Genomic DNA, 19,554 nt, shown 5'->3' with positions numbered 1-19,554 from the left:
GTCACAGCACCTGCCCGGTGCCGTGCAGGCCCGCCAGCAGCCACGGGGCCAGGGCGGCGACCTGTTCGGCCAGCTCGGGGTCCAGCTCGAGGGCCCACTGCAGGATCCAGCGGGCACGCAGGGCCAGGTGATAGGCGAGGTGTTCACCGCTGACCGGGTCGGCGTTGGGGGTCCAGCGGCGGCGTTCGGCGTCGTAGGCGGCCAGCAGCACGCGCCGGTCGTGCGTGCCGAGCAGGCTCTCGTGCAGCACCAGCGTGCCGAGGTCGTCGTAGCGGCAGCCGATGCCGGAGCCCTCGAAGTCGATGACGCCCGGCGCCTGGTCCTCGGCGAGCAGGATGTTGCGGCGGGAGAAGTCCCCGTGCACGAACCCGCGCTCGCGCGTGCAGCGCGTCTCGGCCGCTGGTGCCGCCTCGGTCAGGGCGGTGTCGAGCCGGCCTGCGGCCGCACGTGCGGGGCTGGTGCCGTCCGGTAGCTCGCGCAGCCGTCGGCGGTGTTCGGGCATTGCCGTGAGGAGTTCACCGGGCAGGCTGTGCAGCTGGGCGGCGACTTGGCCGAGCGTCGTGGTTGCCTCGTGCGGAGACGGTTGGGTGCCGTTCAATCGGGTGGCTGCCAGCCAGGGCAGCTGTCCGGCCTGTTCGTCGTGGGCCAGCACCTCGGGCACGCGCAGTTCGGGGGTGTGGGCGGCCGTGCGCAGCCCGGCGGCCTCACGGTGGCACCGTTCCTGCCCCCGGTGGGTGTAGACCTTCAGCACCGCGTGCTCGGCCAGGAATATCGCGGAGCGTCCGCCGTAGCCGACCAGGGCGTGGGAGGCGAATGTCGTGCCTACGGCCGCGGTAGCGGCGAGGCGGGCACAGTCGATGGCTTCGGCGAACTCGCTGCTGACGTCCTCGTCGCTGTTGGTGGTGTCGTCGTCCATGTCGAATCCTTACTCGGAAGCATGCGTGCGAGGAGTGGTGTGGCCGCGCCATTCCCGCAGCCAGTACGGCGGCTCGGCAGCCAAGGCCCGTATCTCGGTGTCGGGAACGCTGCCGCGTGTGCCGGCGCGGTGCCGCTCGAGGATGGCGCTGTAGGCCGCGTGTGCGGCCCGTGCCTGGGCCGACCAGGAGTAGTACTGTTCGACTAGGTGCCGTGCGCGTCTGCCCAGACGGTGGCGGCGCACCTCGTCGCCCAGCAGCGCGGTCACGTGTCCGGGCAACTCGGCCAGGTCGGCCTCGACCGCCCACTGCCCGGTCTCGGCGAACCCGACGAACGCCTCGGCCGTGCCAACCACGGGCAGCCCGGCGGCGCAATAGTCGAGGACTTTGAGCTTCATGCCCCCGCCGCTCTCCCGTGGGGCGACGGCCACGGTCGCGGTCTCCAATGCCGAACGCAGGTCGCGCAGCGGGCCGCGCAGCCGCACACGGTCAGCGAGTTCCCGCAACGAGGCGGGATAGCGGCCTATCACCTCGATCACCGTCTCCGGCGGCAGGCTCGGTGCGAGCACCTCGTGCAACCACCGCACCGCACGGCGGTTCGGCTCGTAATAGCAGTTGCCGACGAACACCACCCGCGACTCGGCACTCGACCGCGGCCTCGGGGCAGGTCCGGGGTCGACTCCGCAGGGCACTACGTGCACCGCTGTGGCGCCGAGTCTCCGGGCGGTCGCGGCATCGCGGTCGGTGAACGTGATCACTCCGTCGGCGGCGGCCACGGCGGCGGTTTGCAGCACCGCCGCGGTGTCCTGTCCCGCGTCGTCGATCGAGCGCAGCAGGGTGGGCTCGTCGTCGTGCATCTCGTAGACCAGTGCTGCCCCGGCCTCCTCGGCCAGTTGGCGGCCATAGCGCACGGTCAGCTGGGTGTTGGACAGCACCAGCACGTCCGGTGCCAGCTCGGCCAGGTGCAGCCGCAGCCGGTCGGGACGCTCGTAGACGCTGGCATAGGGCAGATAGCGCACCGGCAGCGGCCAAGCCCCGCTCGGCCGCGAGGCCGGGTTCAGATCGCACAACAGCAGGGTCGTCTCCGCTCCCCGCCGATGCAGCCACGCGTTCAACCGTGCCGTGCGCGCGGCCGCGCCGGTCAGCGGCAGGGTGTGCAGAAACCCGGCCGTGTCCAGCAACACCGCCACGGTCGGGCTGCTGCTTGCAGCGCTGGTTGGCCGTGGCCGCAGTGGGGCGCTCATCGGCTCTTCACCCCCTCGTCCTTGCCGGCTGATGCCCGCTGCGTCGGCCGGAGCGTTTCCAGCCGCCAGCCGGTGATGCGGGCCAGGTGCGTGGCCACGGTGCGCCAGTGCTCGCGCGGGACCGCGCCGAGCACGTCGGAGAGCCGCACGCTGTCGTAGATCACTGCCTCCGGGTGGCGGCGGCGCAGTCGTGCGACCGATACGCCGTGCCAGAAACCACGCGCCAACAACCGAGGCAGACGCACGTCGGCGGCGTGGATGGCCCGACGCACGATCGCGTCCGGCGCCACGACCACCCCGAGTCCGGCGTGCTCGGCGCGCACGGTCAGCTCCAGATCCTCGCAGGACAGATGTCGCCACGGGCGGACACCGAGCCGCTCGTCGAACACCGGCCTCGGCCTGGCACGGGTGGCCAGGTTGCATCCGACCAGCCAGAACGGCGGGCGCAGCTCGCGCGGCTCGCTCGGCCAGTCGGGTGGGACGAAAAACTGCGCGATGCCCGGCTCAAGCGCCGGCGGTTCGGAAAAACCCACGAAACGGGGGACGACTCGGCCACCCGCGCAGTAGGCGCCCGTCTCGGTGAGAGCTCGAACCAGACCACTGGCCCAGCCCGGCTCGGGACGCGAGTCCGGATCGGTGAACAGCACGAACTCGCCGGTCACGTGCCCCACCCCGGTGTTGCGGGCCCGGCTCAGCCCGGCGCGGGGCTCGTGGACCACGGTCCCGGACAGCCCCGCCTCGACCAGCACCGACGGCGAGATCCTGCGGCGACGGTGGTTGTCCACCACGATCACCTCGATCCGCCCGGCGAAATCCTGGACGGCGATGTGCCGTAGCAGACCCGCCAATTCCCGGTGACTGCCACGGACAGCGACCACGATGTTCGCTGTGCACATCGTTCACCCCTGCCGCGAGTAGTGATCGGTGGGGCGGCTGGTGGCCTGCCACATGCTCACGAGCGCGACGAGACGGTCCCACAGCGGACCGCCGTGTTCTTTGACCGTGGACTGCTTCTCGGCACGCTCGAACACGATGACCCAATCCCCTGTTCGACGGTCCCGATAGCCGTGCACGGTCTCTCCTCGGGAGCGGTGTAGCTGGTGGGCCTGTTCCAGATCGGGGTAGGTATCGGCGATCAGCGCACGCACCTCGTGGCCACCGAGGTGGGGAGGCACCGACGCCGGTCGTTCGGCTTCGATGGAGTGTTGAAGTCTCAGCAGCGGAACAGTGATCGTCATTGAAGGTCCTTTCAGGACGACAGTGGGGTGGGAAGGTGGCCCGAGCACGGGGGAGGGAGCCGGGTCCGGGCCACCTGTCTGTCGAGCGGCTCAGCCGTTCGAGACGGGAGTCTCGGCGTCAACATGCCGCCGTACACACGTGCCGCAGGCTCGCGGGCCTGCCGGTTCGAGGTCGTTGTTGACACCAGCGTTGAGACCGCACAGTGTGCGGGCGGTATCGGCCGCGATTCGTTCGTGCACTGTTCCGGTGTGGTCGATCCACACGCGGGCAACGCAGTGGGACTCGTCCGCGGTCGTCATGCCCGTACCTGCTGGGGCGTGTTCGACAGCGGAGCTCGTCGTAGACAGGGTATGCAGGGCATCCCCTCACCCGGGGTGAGGAATTCCAGATCGGTGATCGCGATAGTCGCTCCGCACCACGCGCTCAGTGTGTCCCCGTGCCAGTCACCGGGGCGCATCACAACGATGTGTGCGGCCCGTCTGGTTTCGCCGACAACCCCACGCCGGTAGCGAACGACAAGTGAGATCGGCTCGGGCCACTCAGCCGAGAGCCCCCATGCACCGGAGACATCGGGAAGGGATTCGGCAAGGATCCGCACCAGAGTGTCAAACGCGGTCTCGGGATCGCTGACGGTGAGCTGCCGGGCAGCCTCTCCTTCGCCAACGGCCACGACGAACGGCCGCGCGTCCCCGGTCGTGAGGCTGTGATTGCCCATGTAGTCGGTCCATTCATGTGCGAGTCCAGCGTGGTCACGGCGACCCCGTCGGAGGTCGGGGGCAACGACGGGGCCGCCGTGTCTGTGGTGTCAGGACCGAGCACCGATCGGGGAGTTATGATGCTCTAGTGATTCCCGACACATGAGAGAATGATGCTGGAATTATTCCGATCAGTCTAGACGTCCGATCGGGTGATCCTCGTTGACACCGTGGCCGCATCCTGCGGGTGTAGCGGTGCAACGACCCCGTTGAGGAGCGACAGGTGGCACGCAAAACGATCAGGGCACGTCGACTCGGCAAGCAGATCCGGAAGCTGCGTGAGCGGGCTGGCTTCAACCAAGACCAACTGTGCGAGGCGATCAATGCTGGGCAGGAACGCCGAGCCTCCGTGAGCCAAGGACAGCTGTCCAAGATCGAGGTCGGGGCCGCACGACTGGACGCCACGCAGCTCGAACGCATCCTGACCGCGGTCGGTGCGAACGAGGACACCGCCGCACGGCTGGAAACACTGCGAGCCCGCGCCGAAGAACCAGGCTGGTGGTCCGAATACAGCCCCTACATTCACGAGACGCTGGAACTGACCATCGAACTCGGTGAGGACGCGCGAGCCATCCGCACCTACGACACCAGCGTGGTACAGGGACTGCTGCAGACCGAGGACTACGCCCGAACGATCATCGAGTCCAGCCGTGCCTGGGTGCGTCCCACGGATGTCGACATGCTCGTCGAGCTGCGCATGCGACGACAGAAACGCCTGGCTGACGACGACTTCGGCGGGCTCACTGCTGTGATCACCGAAGCCTCACTGCGCCACCAAGTGGGCAGCCGCGCGGTCATGCGCGCCCAGCTGGAGAAGCTGTGCCAGATCACAGAAGAGGGAACCGCCGCCGTACACGTCCTACCCTACGAGGAGGGACCGTGGCCGGGTTTGGGCGGTTTCCTGATCTACTCGTTCCCGGACGAAGAGGATGCGGAGGTGGTGCAAGTCGATGGAGACCTCGGCGCCGGAATCTACGAAGACCGCGAGCCCATCTCAGCACTGACGTATACGTTCAACGCGGCACTGGCCAAGGCACTGCCCGCCCGGGAAAGCCTGAACCTGTACCGCACCGTAATGAAGGAACTGGACACATGAGCAGCAACCCCTACCACGACATCCCCGACGAGGTGTACGAGCAACTCGTCCACGCCGAGCACGCGGCACCGGCCGCGAGCACCGGCAACGGCGCCTGCATCACCGTCGCCTCGACAGACGGCTACATCTCGTTCCAGGACAGCAAACTCGACGACAACGACCGGCAAGCACGCACCCAGATCTATACCCCGGCCGAACTCGCCGCGTTCGTGGCCGACGCCAAGGCAGGACGCTACGACCACCTGATCTGAGCGCGTCAACAACGACATAATCGGATGTGCCCCGGCTTACCGTGGGAGCCGGGGCACATCCGTATCGTGCCTCATACATTTCTGCTGGGGCACACCCCTGACCTCAACAGCAACCGATGAAAACTCAGGCCGCTGGATTACGTATCATATCAAAACAGCGTAGAGCTCCCGCCAGGATGAGCCCCACAGAATTCGCCGAGACGGTCGAGAGCTACCGCCAGGCCGGACACACCCGCTGACTCTCAGCCCCAACCGCATGGGCCACCGCACTCGAGCACTGGGCAATACTCTCCTGGAACTCGCAGCTGCGTGGGCGGCTACAGTATCGACGTCCATCACTGAAATCCGAAGCAGGTATCTGGGCCCGGCCCATCGCACAGGCTCAGGCACCTACACTGATCCGAACAGCTCCCACATCGAGGTGCTGTTTCCCAGCCCATTCAGTCACGTGTAGACACCCGAGCACGATCAGAGCACGACCTACGCACAGAACTCGCCACGCGGTTCCCCACGGCGATTTCACCGACACCATCACAACCGAATCCATCATCGCCACCCATCCATAACCCCACAACACCAAGACATCGACAGACCTCAAATCCCGGACCCTGTTTGGCTGCGGAAAAGCCTCGTCACGAGAAAAGCTCTCCGCAGCTACTACGTCCAAGCGAGACGCCACATTATGTCGGGCACCCGCTGTTGCCGGTGTGTTCTCGGCTGTGTTGATGCCTACGCGGACCAGTCGTTGGCAGCAAGCCCCCACGCGAGTTTCTTCGCTCGTTCCTCGCTGCGAAACGTCGCGTTCTTCAGGGCTTGCTGCCGCCTCCCGCTCCGCGTCGAGTCGGCATCAGCCGAGAACACAATGACCGGCCACACCAGGTCGGTCTCTACTCGGAAGGAGCACCGATGAATTCTCCGTCGCGTCCTCATACGGTCCCTGAACACGCGGAATGGACCGGGCGTTCATGGTTTTCCTATGAGGGTGCCGATGAGGAGGGGATGCCTATCTTCCGGGAATACTGCCCGTCCTGTGGAGAAGCCATGACGATCAGGGTCAACGGGCGCTGCCGGGCCTGCCATGAGGCCAGCCTGCTTCCCGTTTCCGAAGTTGGGCTCGCCGATACTGGTGAACGCTGGTCGGAGATCTACCTCGGAATCAGCGACGAGTAACGCCGACACTGGGGGTCCGCTCGCGTTTCTGTGATGCGAGTAGTAGCGGACAGGACACAGCTCTGCCAACCAGGCAGGGAATCCCGGAGAGGTTCGGGCAGAACGACGAGGAGGAGCGGGATGGAACATGTCCCGCCATGGGGTCGGGTTGCCTGTACTGGGCACCGACCACAGCATTTGCCCACCGGCAGTCAGCAGTGGCTGTTCGGCGAGTTCATCCGGATCGCGGTGCGGTTACGGGAGGAGTATGGCACCACGATCGCCCTCAGCGGTGGAGCGGCGGGAGCGGATCTGCTGTGGGCGGAGGCCGCTCAGGAGGCTGGGTTGACGACGTGGCTCTACCTTCCCTGCCCAGACCTGGATGCGCGGTGGACGCGGCCGTGGCGGAACCGGCTGGCCGCAGCCGTCGACGGGGCAGGCCGAGTGGTCATGCTCGGCACGCGCTACTGCGTGCAGCTGCTGCACGAGCGCAACGCCCGGCTCGTCGCCGACAGCGAGGCCGTAGTCGCCGCCCACGATCCCTGCCACCGCAGCGGAGGAAGCCTGTCGACGATGCGTCGTGCCTGGGACCAACATCGCCCGATCCTCCGCGTGGATGTGCGTAACCGCCGCACCACGTTCGTGACCAGACGCCCGTGACCTCGATGCCTCTTGTTAGCTGAAAACATCGTGCACGGCACCGGCCAGCGCAGTCTCTTCCCCAGCTATATCAGCACCGCGTCGACGACGGGGTGCTGTGTGGATGAGGGCGCCGGACATTTCCCGTATCCGGACATGTCACCAACGACGCCCGGCATTAACGCCGTGTAGTCCACGCCGCGTCGGTGGGGCGTGGGCACTCTGCACCGCCGTCGGCGAGGTCAAGCGCTGAACCGAGCGCGCTTGACTCCTTTGCCACCGACGGCGGTGCTTGCCGAGTGCGCCCCACCGGCACGGCCGACGGAAACAGTTTCAGTGTGACCAGCCATCACTGTCCTCGGCGATAACGCCGGGAATTTGAGCGCCAACGGGCGCATGCCGCCCGCCCCGGACCCGGCTCCGTTGTGGTCGCCCCGACCGAACGGGCCGGGTTTTTTGCTGAGCACTGCCCGTTTCCGGCCGCGACACGGCCGGAGGTACTGCCCCAAGACAACGACATCGAGTGACTGAGGAGATCATCATGCCTCTCGAATCGAGGACACTCACCGACATCCTGGAGACCACATCCGCTGCGTGTGCCCCGGTATTCGATCAGATGGCCTGGTGCGAGGACGAGATCCAGGCAGCACAACGGCGTCACCCGCACGCAGCGGACACGCTGTATCACTCATGGACGCTCCTCCACCCCACTACCGCGCGGATGAGCACCGAGTTCGTCTACCGCAGCCACGGTCGCGAAATCCTCGAGCGGGTCGCGGCCGGTGAGGACACCCGCCCCGGATCGGCGGCCGAAATCGTCATCGCCCTGTGCGAGGTCGCCAAGACCACTCCGATCACCACGGCGGCCGAGGGCGTGCTCTTCCGCCTGTGGGCCGAGGCGTTTCCCGACCAGCAGGACATCGATCTCCATCGCTCTCACCGTGAAACGCTGTACAACGACCGGATCGACGATGTCGAATCCCTGATGCGCAGCAAAACAAGTGTCACTACTCGGACAGTTACGCTGGCGAAGATCGAGTGCCACGGGCGGCATCACGGTGAACGAGTCACGTGTTCCTACGCCCCGAATGCTCCCTCTATCGACGAGAGCTCCTCGTGCCCCACATGGGCAACACGGTGACCCATTGTGCGCGTGTTGGGCCGCCCTAATATTCGGATAGGACTCGCGACCAGGGATCCGCGGCGAGTTTCCACGTGTCGATCTCACCGGTGACGACAGTATCCGTCAACTGCGTAGCTCTCGATGGATCACCATGCCAGAACAGGATTTCCGCGCTCGCTTCTCTTGTAAATCAGATCACTCACCCGGATCCCTCGCAGAAATCATCGGATGTTTCTGTCCAACGATGGACAGTAATTCGTTGTCCGGCTATCTCGATGTCGCACAGTTGGCTGATTATCTCGTTGTGCGGTGTCGTACTCGAATGGAAGGAAAACCGCATGTCCCAGCAAGAGACAGTTGCCCACCCCGGCACCGGCGATGACTCGCCTCCCCCGGTCGGTCTGATGGACCCGTCTGGGCGGATCGACCTGCGCACTCCGGAGGGGGCGGCGATCTTTGGTCTGTTCCGCCGGATCAAAGTCCTCGTCGAGGAGCCGGACGGCTCTTGGCCTGGTGGGGACCTCGTCGAGGTGCTCAACGAGTGGCTGGCCGATGTCGGACTGGACCCTGACGAGGAACTCGATAACGCCCGATCTCGGCTAGAAACCATGGCAGAAACGAAGGAAGCGTTGTGGACAGTGGCAGGCCTGCGCAACCAGGCCTCACCTGGTGAAACGTTGATCGCCGCGGTGTTCGCTGGTCAGCACTTCTGCCGGGACAGCGAACCCGGCGACGAGGGCGGGTACCAGCGGGTCGTCGACACGGTAACCGCCGAGGACGCGGACGAGGCTGAACGACTCGCGTACGAACTGTTCGAATCCGCCCGGGACGAGTGAGTCGATCGCGCTGCTCTCCGACTTCCCAGTCAGAAATCTTCGGCAGTGGGTGCTCTGCTGCGGTGTCGGTGGGAAGCGGGGAGAGCTCTGCCCCGTCAGCAGCGGAAGTCGAGGGCTGAACCGGACGCGCTTGAGGCCCTCACCGCGACAGCGGGGCTTGTTGAGTGAGCCTCACCGAGACGGGCGAATTCTTCCTGCGTGATGCGTGAGCAGGAACCGACCAAACCCCTGTGCGCATCACGACCAATTTCCCTGTGAAAGGAACACGATTGTCATGTCACATCACATCGAACGCTTCGCCGACGGCAGTGCCGCTTTCGCCAGTGCCCGCCTGGACGCGTGGCACCAGCTGGGCACGGTCACTCGTGAGGCCATGACCGGCCAGGAGGTACTGCGGCTGGCCCGACTGGGTGGGTGGAACGTGCGCAAGCTCGGGTTGACCGCCACCGAGCTCACTGACGAGGGGGTTACCAGCCTCGCGGTTCCCGACCGGTTCGCCACGGTGCGAACGCATCCGGTCACCGGTGAGCTGGACTACCTGGGCACGGTAGGTAAAGACTACGAGATCAGGCAGAACGAGCAGCAGGTCGAGCTGCTGGACGCGTTGGTCGACGAGTCCGGGGCGCATTTCGAGACCGCGGGCAGCCTGCGGGGTGGCACGCAGACGTTCGTGACCATGAAGCTGCCGGAGGCGATGCGGCTGGCCGGCACCGACGAGATCGACCTGTATCTGGTGGTACTCAACAGCCACGACGGGTCGAGTTCGTTTCGGGTGGTGATCACGCCGGTGCGGGTGGTCTGCGCCAACACCCAGCACATGGCGCTGCACACAGCGCGCGCTTCGCATGCTATCCGCCACACCAAGTCCGCCAGGATCAAGATCGCTGAGGTTCGCCAGAAGTTGGGCTTGATGTGGGACTACTGTGAGGCCTTCGAGAACGAGGCCGAACGGATGATCAACGCCGAGTTGTCCACCGACGGGTTCCGGGAGGTCATCGACCAGGTATGGCCGCTCGAGAGCAATCCCTCGAGTCGGACCCGCAACAATGCCGAACGTCGTACCACCGCGTTGCTGCGGTTGTGGCGCGAGGCCGACACCCAACAGTCGATCCGCGGCACCCGGTGGGCCGGAGTGCAGGCAATCACCGAGTACCTGGACCACTACTCGCCGGCCGCGGATACCACCGTGCGCGCCAAGCGAGTCGTGTCCAGCGACGCGATCGCCGACCGCAAACAGCGCGCCTACGAGCTGCTGGCGCTGTGAAAGCGCCAGGGTCCACCCGGAGAGGTCTCCGGGCGGGCCGGCGCAGCCGGTGAACCACCCCTGTACAGGGATCCGCAGCCAACGCGCGTGGCTGCGGCCGACCAAAGCATCCACCGGCCGCTGATTTCCGGGTGAAAGAGAAACACCTCTTCCACCGGCCAGGCTAGCCCAACACCACGAGCTCGTGCTGGTGCAGTCCGAATTCCCACCTGTCGCTATGCGCTGGGGGCGCCCGCCGGGGCGCCCCCAGCGTTGGCTGTTTTCAGGAGCACCCGATGGAGGCTGTCACGAGCACACTGGCCGCTCTGCTGACCGCCGCTGATGAACACGACGAGCCAGTCATCACACGCACGGCCCACCACGCCCGACTGCCCGGACGGTCTAACGGCTGGGTGGTCTCGCTGTTCTACGCCAGTCCCGCTCCAGCTGTCACCGAGGCACGGCCGCCGTCGAGGTCGACACCGCAGACAGGGTCGCCGATCACGGCGACGGCCATGTGCTCATCGAGCGACGGCTTAACGGGCTCTCGGTGTGCAGCTGCGGGGAATACGTCGTCTCGGGGCGGGTGTGCCGGTGTGCTCGGTGGGGCGCACTCGCCACGCCCCACCGAGGCACGGCAACACCCGCTTCGGCGCGGTGGGGCTTTCGTTGTCCGTCCCGGCCGAAGACGAGAGGTCACCATGCACACGCGCTACAGCCTGCCCGTCCGGAAACACACCGGGGCCACCGCCGTCATCGTGGGGTGGCACCGCCTGTTGTCCACGTTCGTCATCCACGTCCACGGCCCCAACCACGCGACTGTGGTCAACCGAGGTGATCTCTACGACCGGATCACCGACCCGCGGGCCGTGGTGGCTACCGCCCGCCAGTGGGCTCTCATCCCACCCGATCTCGTGGCGGCTCTGGTCGCTGACCAGCACGCCTGAATCGTTTCGACCGGTGGGGTCGGCAGTACACAGCGGTGTCTGCCGGCCCGGCCGCGCGTGGACGGACGCGTGCCGTCGACGCGCGGGCGGGCACCGACCATCCCGCCGTATCCACCCGAGTGAAAGGACGTTTCATGGGCTTCGACATGGTCGTGCAGGGCGCTCCGCGCCAGCATTCGCATCGCTATCTGCGCCGCGGTGTTTTCGGGATGCTGGTCACCGCCCAGGAGATGGTTCGCCTGGGTATGGCGTTTACCAGTGACATGCCCACGTTTCCCGAGTCAGGGCATCTCTCCGAGGAGGAGTTCACCAACCAGGGGGAACCGGTCACTGAGCAGGCCCGTACGTATCTGGCCCAACTGGACGAGACGCTGTCCGCCCACGGCGGCGACGGAGCGGGGATTCCGCTGCACAAGTTCGGTTCCAACGACGGGTGGCATGTCACCGCCGTTGAATGCGCCGACGCGGTGGCCGCCTACGACCGGGCGAGGACAGCGGGGACGCCGCACCCGAACGAGTTGGAGGGTGACGTGGTCCCGTTTTTGCGCACCGCCGCGCAGTGCGACGGGTTCCGCGTGTACTGATCCCGCCTCTCGGGCCTCTCCCGGCCCAGGTCGAGCCGGGGTCGGGGGTGTGTCCGTTCTGCTTGGAGAACTTCGAATGACCACTACCGACCTACCCAGCCACTACGACCCGGTGGCGGTCTTTGCCGAGACGTTCGACGACGGAATGCTGGCCGAGCACCTGGCGACGTTATTCACCTGCGACGAAGTCAATGTCTTGGCGGGCCTGTTGGAGTCATTTCACCGTCATGAGGGTGCCCGCTGCTGGTTGGACGTCCACCAGAACGACTGCGACGAGCCCCACCGGCACTAACCCCACGTATCCGTCCCACACCCGAGTGCGCGCCCCGTCATCCCTGCCCGGATGGCGGGGCGCTGTGTGTTCGCACCTCTGGAGGTGACGTGTGTGCCACTGTTCCGTCGTTGCCGCCGCTGCTCCGATCCTTCCTTGTCCCCGGTGACGCCTCCTGCGAATTCGGTCCACCGTGAACAACGCCTCGCCGGCAAAGACCGGCGGGGGCTGGTGTTGGCCGAGTTGGCGCGTCTGTGCCCGGCCTACGCCGCTGGTGGCCCCTTCCGTCCGGTGCTGCATCTGTACACCCCGGTCGGGGAACTGCTGTGCCGGATCGAACATCACCAACGCAATCAGCTCGAGCGGCTGTTGACCACGCCCTATGCCTCGCACCGTCCGCCCGAATGGTCGGCCGACGAGATCGAGCGCGTGGTTATTCAGCTGCGGCGTCTGGCCGAGCTCGACCACCTCGACGGCTGAATCTTCCGTGGGCGGGCCTGGTCCTGCCCGATGTTTCGAGGAGATCCCGGCGCGGGCCGTGCGTGTCCAGCCTGCGCCCGCGCCGGGGTGATCCCCCTGCGAAGGAGAGATCATGTCCTGGATTAGCACATATCGGCTGCTGGCGACAGCCGCGCTGGTGGGATGGCTGTTCACCAGCGTGTGGCTGTGTGTGACGCTGCGACGTCTGCACCAGGCCCGGCATGACGCGTTGACCGGGGTATTGACCCGCGCCGCCTGGCACGCTCACGCCCGCCGGTGTCTCGGCCCTACGGCCACGCTCGGGCTGCTGGATGTCGACGGACTCAAAACCGTCAACGACCTGCACGGACACCACGCCGGCGACGAGGTGCTCCGTGTCCTCGCCACCCGGCTGACTACCGAACTCGGCAAGGATGCGGTCATCGGCCGTCTCGGCGGGGACGAGTTCGTGCTTTTGTCCCCGACCACTCCCACGCACCGGCAGCTCGACGCGCTCGTGACCGAGCTGACTCACCCGATCCGGCTGTCCGAGCAGGACACCACGGTGCGCGTGGGGGTCGCGCTGGGAATGGCGCCTACGGCCCCACGCCGGGGCCAGTCTGCCGCCCGGGTGCTGTCGGATGCGCTGCGCGCGGCCGACGTGGCCATGTACCGCGCGAAAAAACACCCCGAACACGCCTGGCTGTGGACCCGCGACCAGCCGCACCTGTCCCCCTGGTCGACGTGAACCTCACTCGGCACGTCAAGCACCGCAGCGTACTCCCCACCGAACCCAGCAGCCCACTGCCCGCACCCAGCCCGACGCAGCAGTGCTCTCGCGCCCGGTGTGGTCACTACCGCCTGCCGGGCCCGGGCAGGGCGCTCCTACTCCGCTTCCAGGAGGTCGTTGTGTGTTCGATTCATGTTGCCGTGACCCGCTACGCCACCGCTATCAGCGCTCGCCGTGCCGAGGTGTTGTGGGAAGCCACCTATCACGGCATCGACGAGGTCGCGGCGTTGGAACTGCATCAGGGCCACTGCGGCGGGCCCCACGCCGCGGACACGCTGTTCGAAGCGGCCGACGATCTCGCGCCGCTCTCGGTCGAGGAACTGGTCCGCCGTGCCTACGCTCACGGACGCAGCACCCCGAGCGTTCGGGAACGATTCCTGGAGTGGTTTCTCGCGCAGGTGCACCGCATGTTGCTGCCCGACGAGGAGACCCCGTCGACCCCGCCCGGTTCGCGGCCGTACTGGTCCGACGTGGCTTGCTGGGCAGCTCCCCTGCTCGACCCGATCGACGAGTGGCTCGACCACGCCGTAGCCACCGCCTATGGCACCGCCCTGAGCACCGTGATCGCCCGGCACGAAGCCGAGTTGGCCGCGCACCGACCGTCGTGCCGTCGGCACACCGCGGGCTCGCCAACACCGACCGGAAGCGAACCGTCGTGGTGACACCACCCCACACCCTCGCCCCGGCCAGCGTGCTGGCCGGGGCTTTTTGCGTAACCACCGACCGGTGCGTGCCCGCACGCCCCGATCAGCCCGAAGGACAAGGAGTTCGCACATGACTACTGTGGACAGCCCCAGCGTGACCGGTCTGCAGATCCACACCGACCGGAAGAGCCTGCGGCAAGCGCTGCACACCGTCGGGATGACCGTCGCACGTACCTCGCCGATACCGGCGCTGTGCGGGGTGCTCCTTGAAACCGACGAACACAGTCTCCGCGTGAGCAGCACCGACTACCAGTGCACGGTAACCACCCGCCTGCCCGCCCGAATCACTACGCCGGGGCGGATGCTGCTCAACCACCACGAGCTCACCAAACTGCTGACCGGTCTGGGCAAAGGACTGCGCACCCGCGAGGCCGAGGACATGCCGGTGCGGCTACGGGCCACCGACGACGGCACCGGCCAACTCAGCGCCCACGGCTATCACCTGTCGGTGACCAGCTACGCACCCGAGGAGTTCCCGGACCTCCCCCGCGCGGAAGCCAGCTGCGCCGAGCTGGACTGGACCACCTTCACCCACCAGGCCCAGCGAGTGCTGGTGGCCGCCGACACGGACCGCGAACCGTCGATGCCCGCTCTGAGCGGAGTGTCGGTAACCATCACCCCGAACCAGCTACGGCTGGTCGCCACCGACCGCTACCGACTGGCCATCGCCGACTGCCCCGCCACCACCACTCATGACACGGAGCAGACGGTGCTGATCCCGGCCGAACTGCTGGCTTCGGTGATCACGCGCCTGACAGGACAACGTCTACGCATCGGGCTCACCGAGTCCGGGATGGCGACGCTGACCACCGAGACCACCACCGTGATAGCCACTGCCCCGGACGAGCACGCCCGTTACCCCAAGTGGGAACGGCTGATGCCCACCGGCGGCACCACGGTGCGGTTCGAACGGGACCCGCTGGCACGGGCGGCCAACACAGCCGCCGCCCTGGCCACAGCCACAGACTCCGATGCGATGGTACTGCGTCTGGCCGGTGACCGCGTCGCGCTCGCCCCGGTCGTCGACGACGATCCCGAGACCGTCACAGCCCCCTGGCACCCACTGCGCAGCGGCACTATCGAGCAGCCGATGCGGATGCGGTTTCACGCCGAACGACTGGCCGACGCGCTGAGCACCCTGCACACCTCCACCGTCGCACTGACGGTGACCGGTTCGTACACACCGGCCGTGTTCTCCGACGACGACGGCTTGTTCCGACACCTGCTGATGCCAATGCGTACCCCCAGGCGCTAACCTCCGCTATCCGGTCACTAGCGTCCCGTAGCCAATCCCCCATCGACCACGGGCGCCGGGGCGCGGCCGGAGTCACCTTCCCCTGTTGACAATTCCGTTGTGGAGAGGCGTATCTGGAGCTAGCTGTTGCGGGTTGGGTGGTTGTTGATGCTGGGGTGCTCGGGGTTGGCTGAGGGGACGGGTCTTGCGGCGGCAGGATGAGAACCGCCAAGTCCCTCGTCCGCCGATTTGCAAGGACCCGTCCCGTGTCACACAGTAACGCCCCGCTGTCCGTTGAGGGCCGCCGTCGTCGCATCGCTTGGTGCCAGCGCCGTCCGATCGCTCATGTGGCCGCCGAGATGGGGATTTCGCGGCAGTGCGCGTCGAAGTGGGTCAACCGCTACCGCCGGTTCGGCGAACTCGGCCTGACCGACCGGCCGTCGACGCCGCACCGGCAGCCGACGGCGACCCCAGCCCAGACTGTGGCCCGGATCGAGTCACTCCGTCGCACCCGGAAGGCCTCAGCGAACCGGATCACCGTCGACCTGTGGGCCGAGGGTGTGCACATCACTCGCCGCACGGTCACCCGCCACCTACGGCGTCCGGGCCTTCCACGTCGCCGTTTCATCGACCCCACCGGCGGCTCGAATCGCACCCCGCGTCGGATCATCGCCCGCCGACCCGGGCACATGGTCCACCTCGACGTGAAGAAAGTCGGCCGCATCCCTGACGGCGGCGGTTGGCGTGCTCACGAGCGCGGCAGCCACCAGGCCAAGACCGTCGAACGACGTAAGGCCGCCGGTGCGCGGGCCGGGTATGTGTATCTGCACTCCGCGGTCGACGGCTACTCGCGGCTGGCCTACACCGAAGCCCTGCCCGACGAGAAAGCCGGCACGGCGATCGCTTTCACGCACCGGGCACGGGCGTTCTTCGCCGCGCACGGCATCACACACATCCAGCGGATCGTGACTGACAACGGGGCCTGCTACAGGGCCGTCGACGTCGCCACCGTTCTGCGCGGAGCCCGGCATCAGCGCATCACCCCGTACACACCCCGACACAACGGGAAAGTCGAGCGCTACAACCGAATCCTGGCCGAGGAGTTCCTCTACGCCCGCACCTGGACCAGCGAAGGGCAGCGTGCCCAGGCACTGCCCGTATGGAACATCCACGACAACTACCATCGACCACACACTGCCGCCGGAAACCAGCCCCCGGCCTCCCGGCTCCACACCGGCGTCACCAACCTCCAAAACCTCATACAGCTAGGTCCTCCAGCCGCACACCACGAGGGGGAGCATTCGGCTGCAGCGACACAACAAGGCCAGCCCTCTCACCTCACAACGGGGAAGAACGGGCCCGGTGCTGAACGCGGTGCGGTCTCGAGGGGTGTCTCGGTCATTCTGTCCGCTGCGGGCGTCGAGTCACTGTCGGATCACGCGGCCTTCGCCGGTGCCGGTCTCTCAGGGGGCCAGGTAACCGATCCAGCCGTTGTCCTGCACTCCCGTCCTCATGCCCTGGGCCAGTGGCGCGGGCTCCAGCAGCGCCGCGGCCGCCGCGGGGAGGGTTTCGTCGACGAAGCCGCCTGTCGGCCCGCTGCTGCTGAAATCATGCGTGATGAAGAACTGGCGGTCGACGATACCGAGTGGGCTGCCGGTGGTGTAGCTCGGTATGGCGCCGCCCGACACGGGGCGGTGAACTGTGCCGTCGGCGTCGACGGCCCAGGACGGGCCATCAAACCGCGTGACTGCCTCGATCCACTCGCAAGCCACGACGTACACTTCGTCGGTCCGTTCGTAGCGCGTCTGCCGCCCCTCGAAGCCGGCATCCCGCGCGATATAGCGGGGCAGCGCAGGCGCACCATGGCGGCGGGCGAGGGTGAAGAACTCCTGCACCTGGCGGCGCTGCCGGGCCTCCTCCCGTGCGGCGGTCCGTTCGGTCTCAGCCTTCTGCGCGGCGCGCTCCCTCAGCCAGCGCGCGTACTTGGTGGCTTTCTCCTCGAACCCTGACACGATCCCCTCCCTCAGCTCTGGGCTTCCCCACCCAGGCCCCGGGGGGGGGAGGCTCAGGTGTTTCCACGCCTGGACAACATCATCCACCCCTGAACCAGACCTTCCAACCGCTCAGCAACAGATATTCCCGAAAATCGTCTACGTCGAAACAGCCACCTGGAAGCAGAAGAAGGCGACCTTCCCCCAGTAGGCGTAGTTCTCCGGTCGCTACGGCGAGCCGCATGTCTCAGGTGGTCGTGGCCGACGTAGTGGTTGACGGTCGCCCGGCGTGCCAGGTGCCGGCACGGTCCATGTAGGTCTCTCGATCAGTAGGCGGTCCATCGCCTCCAGATCCGTGCGGTGGCTGGCCAGCACGCGCAGCCCGGCCAGCGCACGGATGTCCGAGAGCAGTTTTTCGGTGGGCAACGCCAGCAATAGTCCATATTGCTCCGCTCGTGGTTTTTTAGCGCCTCCATGCGAGTGATTGGTGCTGGGTTTCGTATCGCTTTGGTGGCTACTTTGTTTTCCTGCCCACGTGGTTACAACACGTGATGAAGGAGTGCTTGTGTACTCGTGGGATGTCGATATCGTCGTCGCCTCACCACCGCCGACGTGGACTGAGCATTGCTTGGGGGTGGTGCGATCATGAAGTATGGACGAAGTGTCGCCGTGCTCGCGGCCGCCGCGTTGCTGGTACTGGTGCCGGCGGGTACGGCCGCCGGGCAGGAACCGGACAATCCGTCACCCGCGACGCCACGGGAGACGGGGACGAAGCATCATCTGCGGACTTGGCTGATCAATGATCCAGAACTGATCAAAAACCAGCAACGGGTCCTCGACACGCTGCGACGCACGGGCTCGCTGGACACGTTAGGGATCGCGCCGGTCACGGACATGACGCGGCCGAAGCCGTATCAGCAGGAGCCAGCGTCGTACACTGTGGACAGTTCCCGCTTCCCGCAGGGCACAAAACCGGCTGATCCGTACCAGTACATCACCGAGCAGGAGTGTGAACAGGCAGGCGAGAAAGCCTCCCGCCCGCAGGGATGGATCAAAAACCACTTTTCCTACTGTCAACGCACGTTGATGGTCATTCAAGACGTAGGGTGTCGTTTCCCGTTTGGGGGTTGTCGCCCGACGGGATTGTTGGTCGCACGGCCGATGATCATCGGACACGGGAAACAGGGTGGCTACGGCGCGGATGACCGGTGGGCCCATTTCGACGTGCGGCTCAACCCCTCGTTCCTCTCGGGCACGATGCGACGCGCCGATCTGGAAGTCTACTTCGAAACCGACGGCGAGTACGAAAACGGAGGAGACTGGTTCGAAGACCCCTGCGCCATCGGCGACAAGGAAGGCCGTGACGACAGTCTCCTGTCGTGGCGGGCCAATGACGGAGCCGAGGTCGAACTCGTCTCCGAGGCCGACGCTCCCTCAGCGGAGCAAGGCCAGCAGATCGCGACGTGCACGTTCCACCCGGTCTACGATTTCGACCTGGTCGGGTTCGACCCGGGCAGCGAAGCTCACGGCCACGAGGGCGGTATGCGTTTCGACAGCGCTTGGTACCTGGCGCCGCAGGAACCCGGCCAGCAGCTCGGGTCGGTGTTCGACCGCACCACCCCGGGCATGACCTACCGCCGGGACGACACGCCCGTGGCGGGAGTGGCCGACCACATCGGTGACGCTCGCCAGAACCCCTCGGGCACGATCCCCTCCCGCTCGGACAAAACCCTGGAGGGCTCCGGACCACAGGACACGCTGCGCAGACTCGCCCCCGGGGCGGGGCAGTCACAGCAGGAGCGCTACGCCGCCAATCGCCGCGTGGTCCGCAACTTCTGCCGCAGTGCGGCCATGCCCCCCAAACCAGGGCCCGGCCTCTACGACTGCGACGAGTACGCCTTCGCCTCCACCTACGAGGGCGCTGCCCGCCACGAGTACGAGGGCAGCCAGCACGAGGGGCACTACTCGGTGCGCTGGGTCAACCGCAGCCAGAACCGGGAAGCCGGCAGTCGCCTGGGCCGCTGGTACACCAACGACCGCATCCTCAACGGCGACGAATTCTTCGTGCCCATCGACTAAACGACT

21 protein-coding genes and 1 pseudogene are annotated in these 19,554 nt (G+C 66.5%); 16 read left to right on the top strand and 6 right to left on the bottom strand.

What is annotated here, in order from left to right; genetic code table 11:
- Position 1: 1 nt before the first annotated feature.
- The 5 genes from BLQ75_RS21975 to BLQ75_RS23210 form a co-directional block, all read right to left on the bottom strand.
- Positions 2 to 916, bottom strand: a complete 915-nt coding sequence (locus BLQ75_RS21975; protein WP_092604584.1) for a phosphotransferase family protein — start codon at positions 914 to 916, stop codon at positions 2 to 4.
- Between the two features lie 9 nt (positions 917 to 925).
- Positions 926 to 2,158, bottom strand: coding sequence for a glycosyltransferase (locus BLQ75_RS21970; RefSeq protein ID WP_170837626.1), 1,233 nt, complete (start codon positions 2,156 to 2,158; stop codon positions 926 to 928).
- Complete coding sequence (locus BLQ75_RS21965; RefSeq protein WP_092604582.1) at positions 2,155 to 3,054, bottom strand: glycosyltransferase; 900 nt, start codon at positions 3,052 to 3,054, stop codon at positions 2,155 to 2,157. Before BLQ75_RS21965 ends, BLQ75_RS21970 begins: the two co-directional genes overlap by 4 nt.
- A 3-nt stretch (positions 3,055 to 3,057) precedes the next feature.
- A complete protein-coding gene (locus BLQ75_RS21960; protein WP_092604581.1) occupies positions 3,058 to 3,396 on the bottom strand; it encodes a hypothetical protein in 339 nt (112 codons plus the stop codon).
- Between the two features lie 296 nt (positions 3,397 to 3,692).
- On the bottom strand, positions 3,693 to 4,112 hold the full coding sequence (locus BLQ75_RS23210) for a hypothetical protein (RefSeq protein WP_139183073.1): 420 nt from the start codon (positions 4,110 to 4,112) through the stop codon (positions 3,693 to 3,695).
- A gap of 263 nt (positions 4,113 to 4,375) precedes the next feature.
- On the opposite strand from BLQ75_RS23210, the gene BLQ75_RS21950 reads away from it, so the two are divergent.
- The 15 genes and pseudogenes from BLQ75_RS21950 to BLQ75_RS21880 all read left to right on the top strand — a co-directional run.
- Positions 4,376 to 5,248 (top strand): helix-turn-helix domain-containing protein, encoded by an 873-nt coding sequence (locus BLQ75_RS21950; protein ID WP_092604579.1) that lies wholly within the window; start codon positions 4,376 to 4,378, stop codon positions 5,246 to 5,248.
- Positions 5,245 to 5,499 (top strand): DUF397 domain-containing protein, encoded by a 255-nt coding sequence (locus tag BLQ75_RS21945; protein ID WP_092604578.1) that lies wholly within the window; start codon positions 5,245 to 5,247, stop codon positions 5,497 to 5,499. Before BLQ75_RS21950 ends, BLQ75_RS21945 begins: the two co-directional genes overlap by 4 nt.
- Before the next feature lie 1,041 nt (positions 5,500 to 6,540).
- Positions 6,541 to 6,669, top strand: a complete 129-nt coding sequence (locus BLQ75_RS24555) for a hypothetical protein (protein ID WP_280137867.1) — start codon at positions 6,541 to 6,543, stop codon at positions 6,667 to 6,669.
- Positions 6,670 to 6,846: 177 nt separating this feature from the next.
- Complete coding sequence (locus BLQ75_RS21935) at positions 6,847 to 7,308, top strand: DUF1273 domain-containing protein (RefSeq protein WP_244515859.1); 462 nt, start codon at positions 6,847 to 6,849, stop codon at positions 7,306 to 7,308.
- Positions 7,309 to 7,828: 520 nt separating this feature from the next.
- A complete protein-coding gene (locus BLQ75_RS21930; RefSeq protein WP_139183072.1) occupies positions 7,829 to 8,428 on the top strand; it encodes a hypothetical protein in 600 nt (199 codons plus the stop codon).
- Positions 8,429 to 8,685: 257 nt separating this feature from the next.
- The gene (locus BLQ75_RS21925) at positions 8,686 to 9,246 is read left to right on the top strand and encodes a hypothetical protein (RefSeq protein ID WP_139183071.1); all 561 of its coding nucleotides are present in this window, start codon (positions 8,686 to 8,688) and stop codon (positions 9,244 to 9,246) included.
- A gap of 274 nt (positions 9,247 to 9,520) precedes the next feature.
- A complete protein-coding gene (locus BLQ75_RS21920) occupies positions 9,521 to 10,510 on the top strand; it encodes a DUF932 domain-containing protein (RefSeq protein ID WP_092604573.1) in 990 nt (329 codons plus the stop codon).
- 680 nt (positions 10,511 to 11,190) lie between these two features.
- Positions 11,191 to 11,436, top strand: coding sequence for a hypothetical protein (locus BLQ75_RS21915; RefSeq protein WP_043574949.1), 246 nt, complete (start codon positions 11,191 to 11,193; stop codon positions 11,434 to 11,436).
- A gap of 134 nt (positions 11,437 to 11,570) precedes the next feature.
- Positions 11,571 to 12,020, top strand: a complete 450-nt coding sequence (locus BLQ75_RS21910; RefSeq protein ID WP_092604572.1) for a hypothetical protein — start codon at positions 11,571 to 11,573, stop codon at positions 12,018 to 12,020.
- Positions 12,021 to 12,096: 76 nt separating this feature from the next.
- Positions 12,097 to 12,312 (top strand): hypothetical protein, encoded by a 216-nt coding sequence (locus tag BLQ75_RS21905; protein WP_092604571.1) that lies wholly within the window; start codon positions 12,097 to 12,099, stop codon positions 12,310 to 12,312.
- 93 nt (positions 12,313 to 12,405) lie between these two features.
- Positions 12,406 to 12,771, top strand: coding sequence for a hypothetical protein (locus BLQ75_RS21900; protein WP_139183070.1), 366 nt, complete (start codon positions 12,406 to 12,408; stop codon positions 12,769 to 12,771).
- Positions 12,772 to 12,883: 112 nt separating this feature from the next.
- Positions 12,884 to 13,498: a GGDEF domain-containing protein gene (locus tag BLQ75_RS21895; RefSeq protein WP_092604569.1), complete on the top strand. Its 615-nt coding sequence runs from the start codon at positions 12,884 to 12,886 to the stop codon at positions 13,496 to 13,498.
- A gap of 182 nt (positions 13,499 to 13,680) precedes the next feature.
- The gene (locus BLQ75_RS21890) at positions 13,681 to 14,202 is read left to right on the top strand and encodes a hypothetical protein (RefSeq protein WP_092604568.1); all 522 of its coding nucleotides are present in this window, start codon (positions 13,681 to 13,683) and stop codon (positions 14,200 to 14,202) included.
- 112 nt (positions 14,203 to 14,314) lie between these two features.
- A complete protein-coding gene (locus tag BLQ75_RS21885) occupies positions 14,315 to 15,499 on the top strand; it encodes a DNA polymerase III subunit beta (RefSeq protein WP_092604567.1) in 1,185 nt (394 codons plus the stop codon).
- Between the two features lie 245 nt (positions 15,500 to 15,744).
- Positions 15,745 to 16,728: pseudogene (locus BLQ75_RS21880) on the top strand (IS481 family transposase); the annotation flags it as partial.
- Between the two features lie 213 nt (positions 16,729 to 16,941).
- Here the strand turns inward: BLQ75_RS21880 and BLQ75_RS23660 are convergent.
- A complete protein-coding gene (locus BLQ75_RS23660) occupies positions 16,942 to 17,490 on the bottom strand; it encodes a hypothetical protein (protein WP_170837624.1) in 549 nt (182 codons plus the stop codon).
- A 624-nt stretch (positions 17,491 to 18,114) separates the two neighbouring features.
- Between BLQ75_RS23660 and BLQ75_RS21875 the strand changes: the two genes are divergently transcribed.
- A complete protein-coding gene (locus tag BLQ75_RS21875; RefSeq protein ID WP_092604566.1) occupies positions 18,115 to 19,548 on the top strand; it encodes a NucA/NucB deoxyribonuclease domain-containing protein in 1,434 nt (477 codons plus the stop codon).
- Positions 19,549 to 19,554 lie beyond the last annotated feature (6 nt).

The sequence above is a fragment of the Actinopolyspora xinjiangensis genome (assembly GCF_900104475.1).
Classification (GTDB): domain Bacteria; phylum Actinomycetota; class Actinomycetes; order Mycobacteriales; family Pseudonocardiaceae; genus Actinopolyspora; species Actinopolyspora xinjiangensis.
The sequence above is the reverse complement of the archived record's forward strand: the minus strand, read 5'-3'. Positions and strand labels throughout refer to the sequence as shown.

What these genes read in the sequence shown, in the direction of transcription:
- BLQ75_RS21975 (WP_092604584.1), bottom strand. Translation starts at nt 916, where the DNA reads ATGGACGACGACACCACCAACAGCGACGAGGACGTCAGCAGCGAGTTC.
- BLQ75_RS21970 (WP_170837626.1), bottom strand. Translation starts at nt 2,158, where the DNA reads ATGAGCGCCCCACTGCGGCCACGGCCAACCAGCGCTGCAAGCAGCAGC.
- BLQ75_RS21965 (WP_092604582.1), bottom strand. Translation starts at nt 3,054, where the DNA reads ATGTGCACAGCGAACATCGTGGTCGCTGTCCGTGGCAGTCACCGGGAA.
- BLQ75_RS21960 (WP_092604581.1), bottom strand. Translation starts at nt 3,396, where the DNA reads ATGACGATCACTGTTCCGCTGCTGAGACTTCAACACTCCATCGAAGCC.
- BLQ75_RS23210 (WP_139183073.1), bottom strand. Translation starts at nt 4,112, where the DNA reads ATGGGCAATCACAGCCTCACGACCGGGGACGCGCGGCCGTTCGTCGTG.
- BLQ75_RS21945 (WP_092604578.1), top strand. Translation starts at nt 5,245, where the DNA reads ATGAGCAGCAACCCCTACCACGACATCCCCGACGAGGTGTACGAGCAA.
- BLQ75_RS24555 (WP_280137867.1), top strand. Translation starts at nt 6,541, where the DNA reads ATGACGATCAGGGTCAACGGGCGCTGCCGGGCCTGCCATGAGGCCAGC.
- BLQ75_RS21930 (WP_139183072.1), top strand. Translation starts at nt 7,829, where the DNA reads ATGCCTCTCGAATCGAGGACACTCACCGACATCCTGGAGACCACATCC.
- BLQ75_RS21925 (WP_139183071.1), top strand. Translation starts at nt 8,686, where the DNA reads ATGTCGCACAGTTGGCTGATTATCTCGTTGTGCGGTGTCGTACTCGAA.
- BLQ75_RS21920 (WP_092604573.1), top strand. Translation starts at nt 9,521, where the DNA reads ATGTCACATCACATCGAACGCTTCGCCGACGGCAGTGCCGCTTTCGCC.
- BLQ75_RS21915 (WP_043574949.1), top strand. Translation starts at nt 11,191, where the DNA reads ATGCACACGCGCTACAGCCTGCCCGTCCGGAAACACACCGGGGCCACC.
- BLQ75_RS21910 (WP_092604572.1), top strand. Translation starts at nt 11,571, where the DNA reads ATGGGCTTCGACATGGTCGTGCAGGGCGCTCCGCGCCAGCATTCGCAT.
- BLQ75_RS21905 (WP_092604571.1), top strand. Translation starts at nt 12,097, where the DNA reads ATGACCACTACCGACCTACCCAGCCACTACGACCCGGTGGCGGTCTTT.
- BLQ75_RS21895 (WP_092604569.1), top strand. Translation starts at nt 12,884, where the DNA reads ATGTCCTGGATTAGCACATATCGGCTGCTGGCGACAGCCGCGCTGGTG.
- BLQ75_RS21885 (WP_092604567.1), top strand. Translation starts at nt 14,315, where the DNA reads ATGACTACTGTGGACAGCCCCAGCGTGACCGGTCTGCAGATCCACACC.
- BLQ75_RS21875 (WP_092604566.1), top strand. Translation starts at nt 18,115, where the DNA reads ATGAAGTATGGACGAAGTGTCGCCGTGCTCGCGGCCGCCGCGTTGCTG.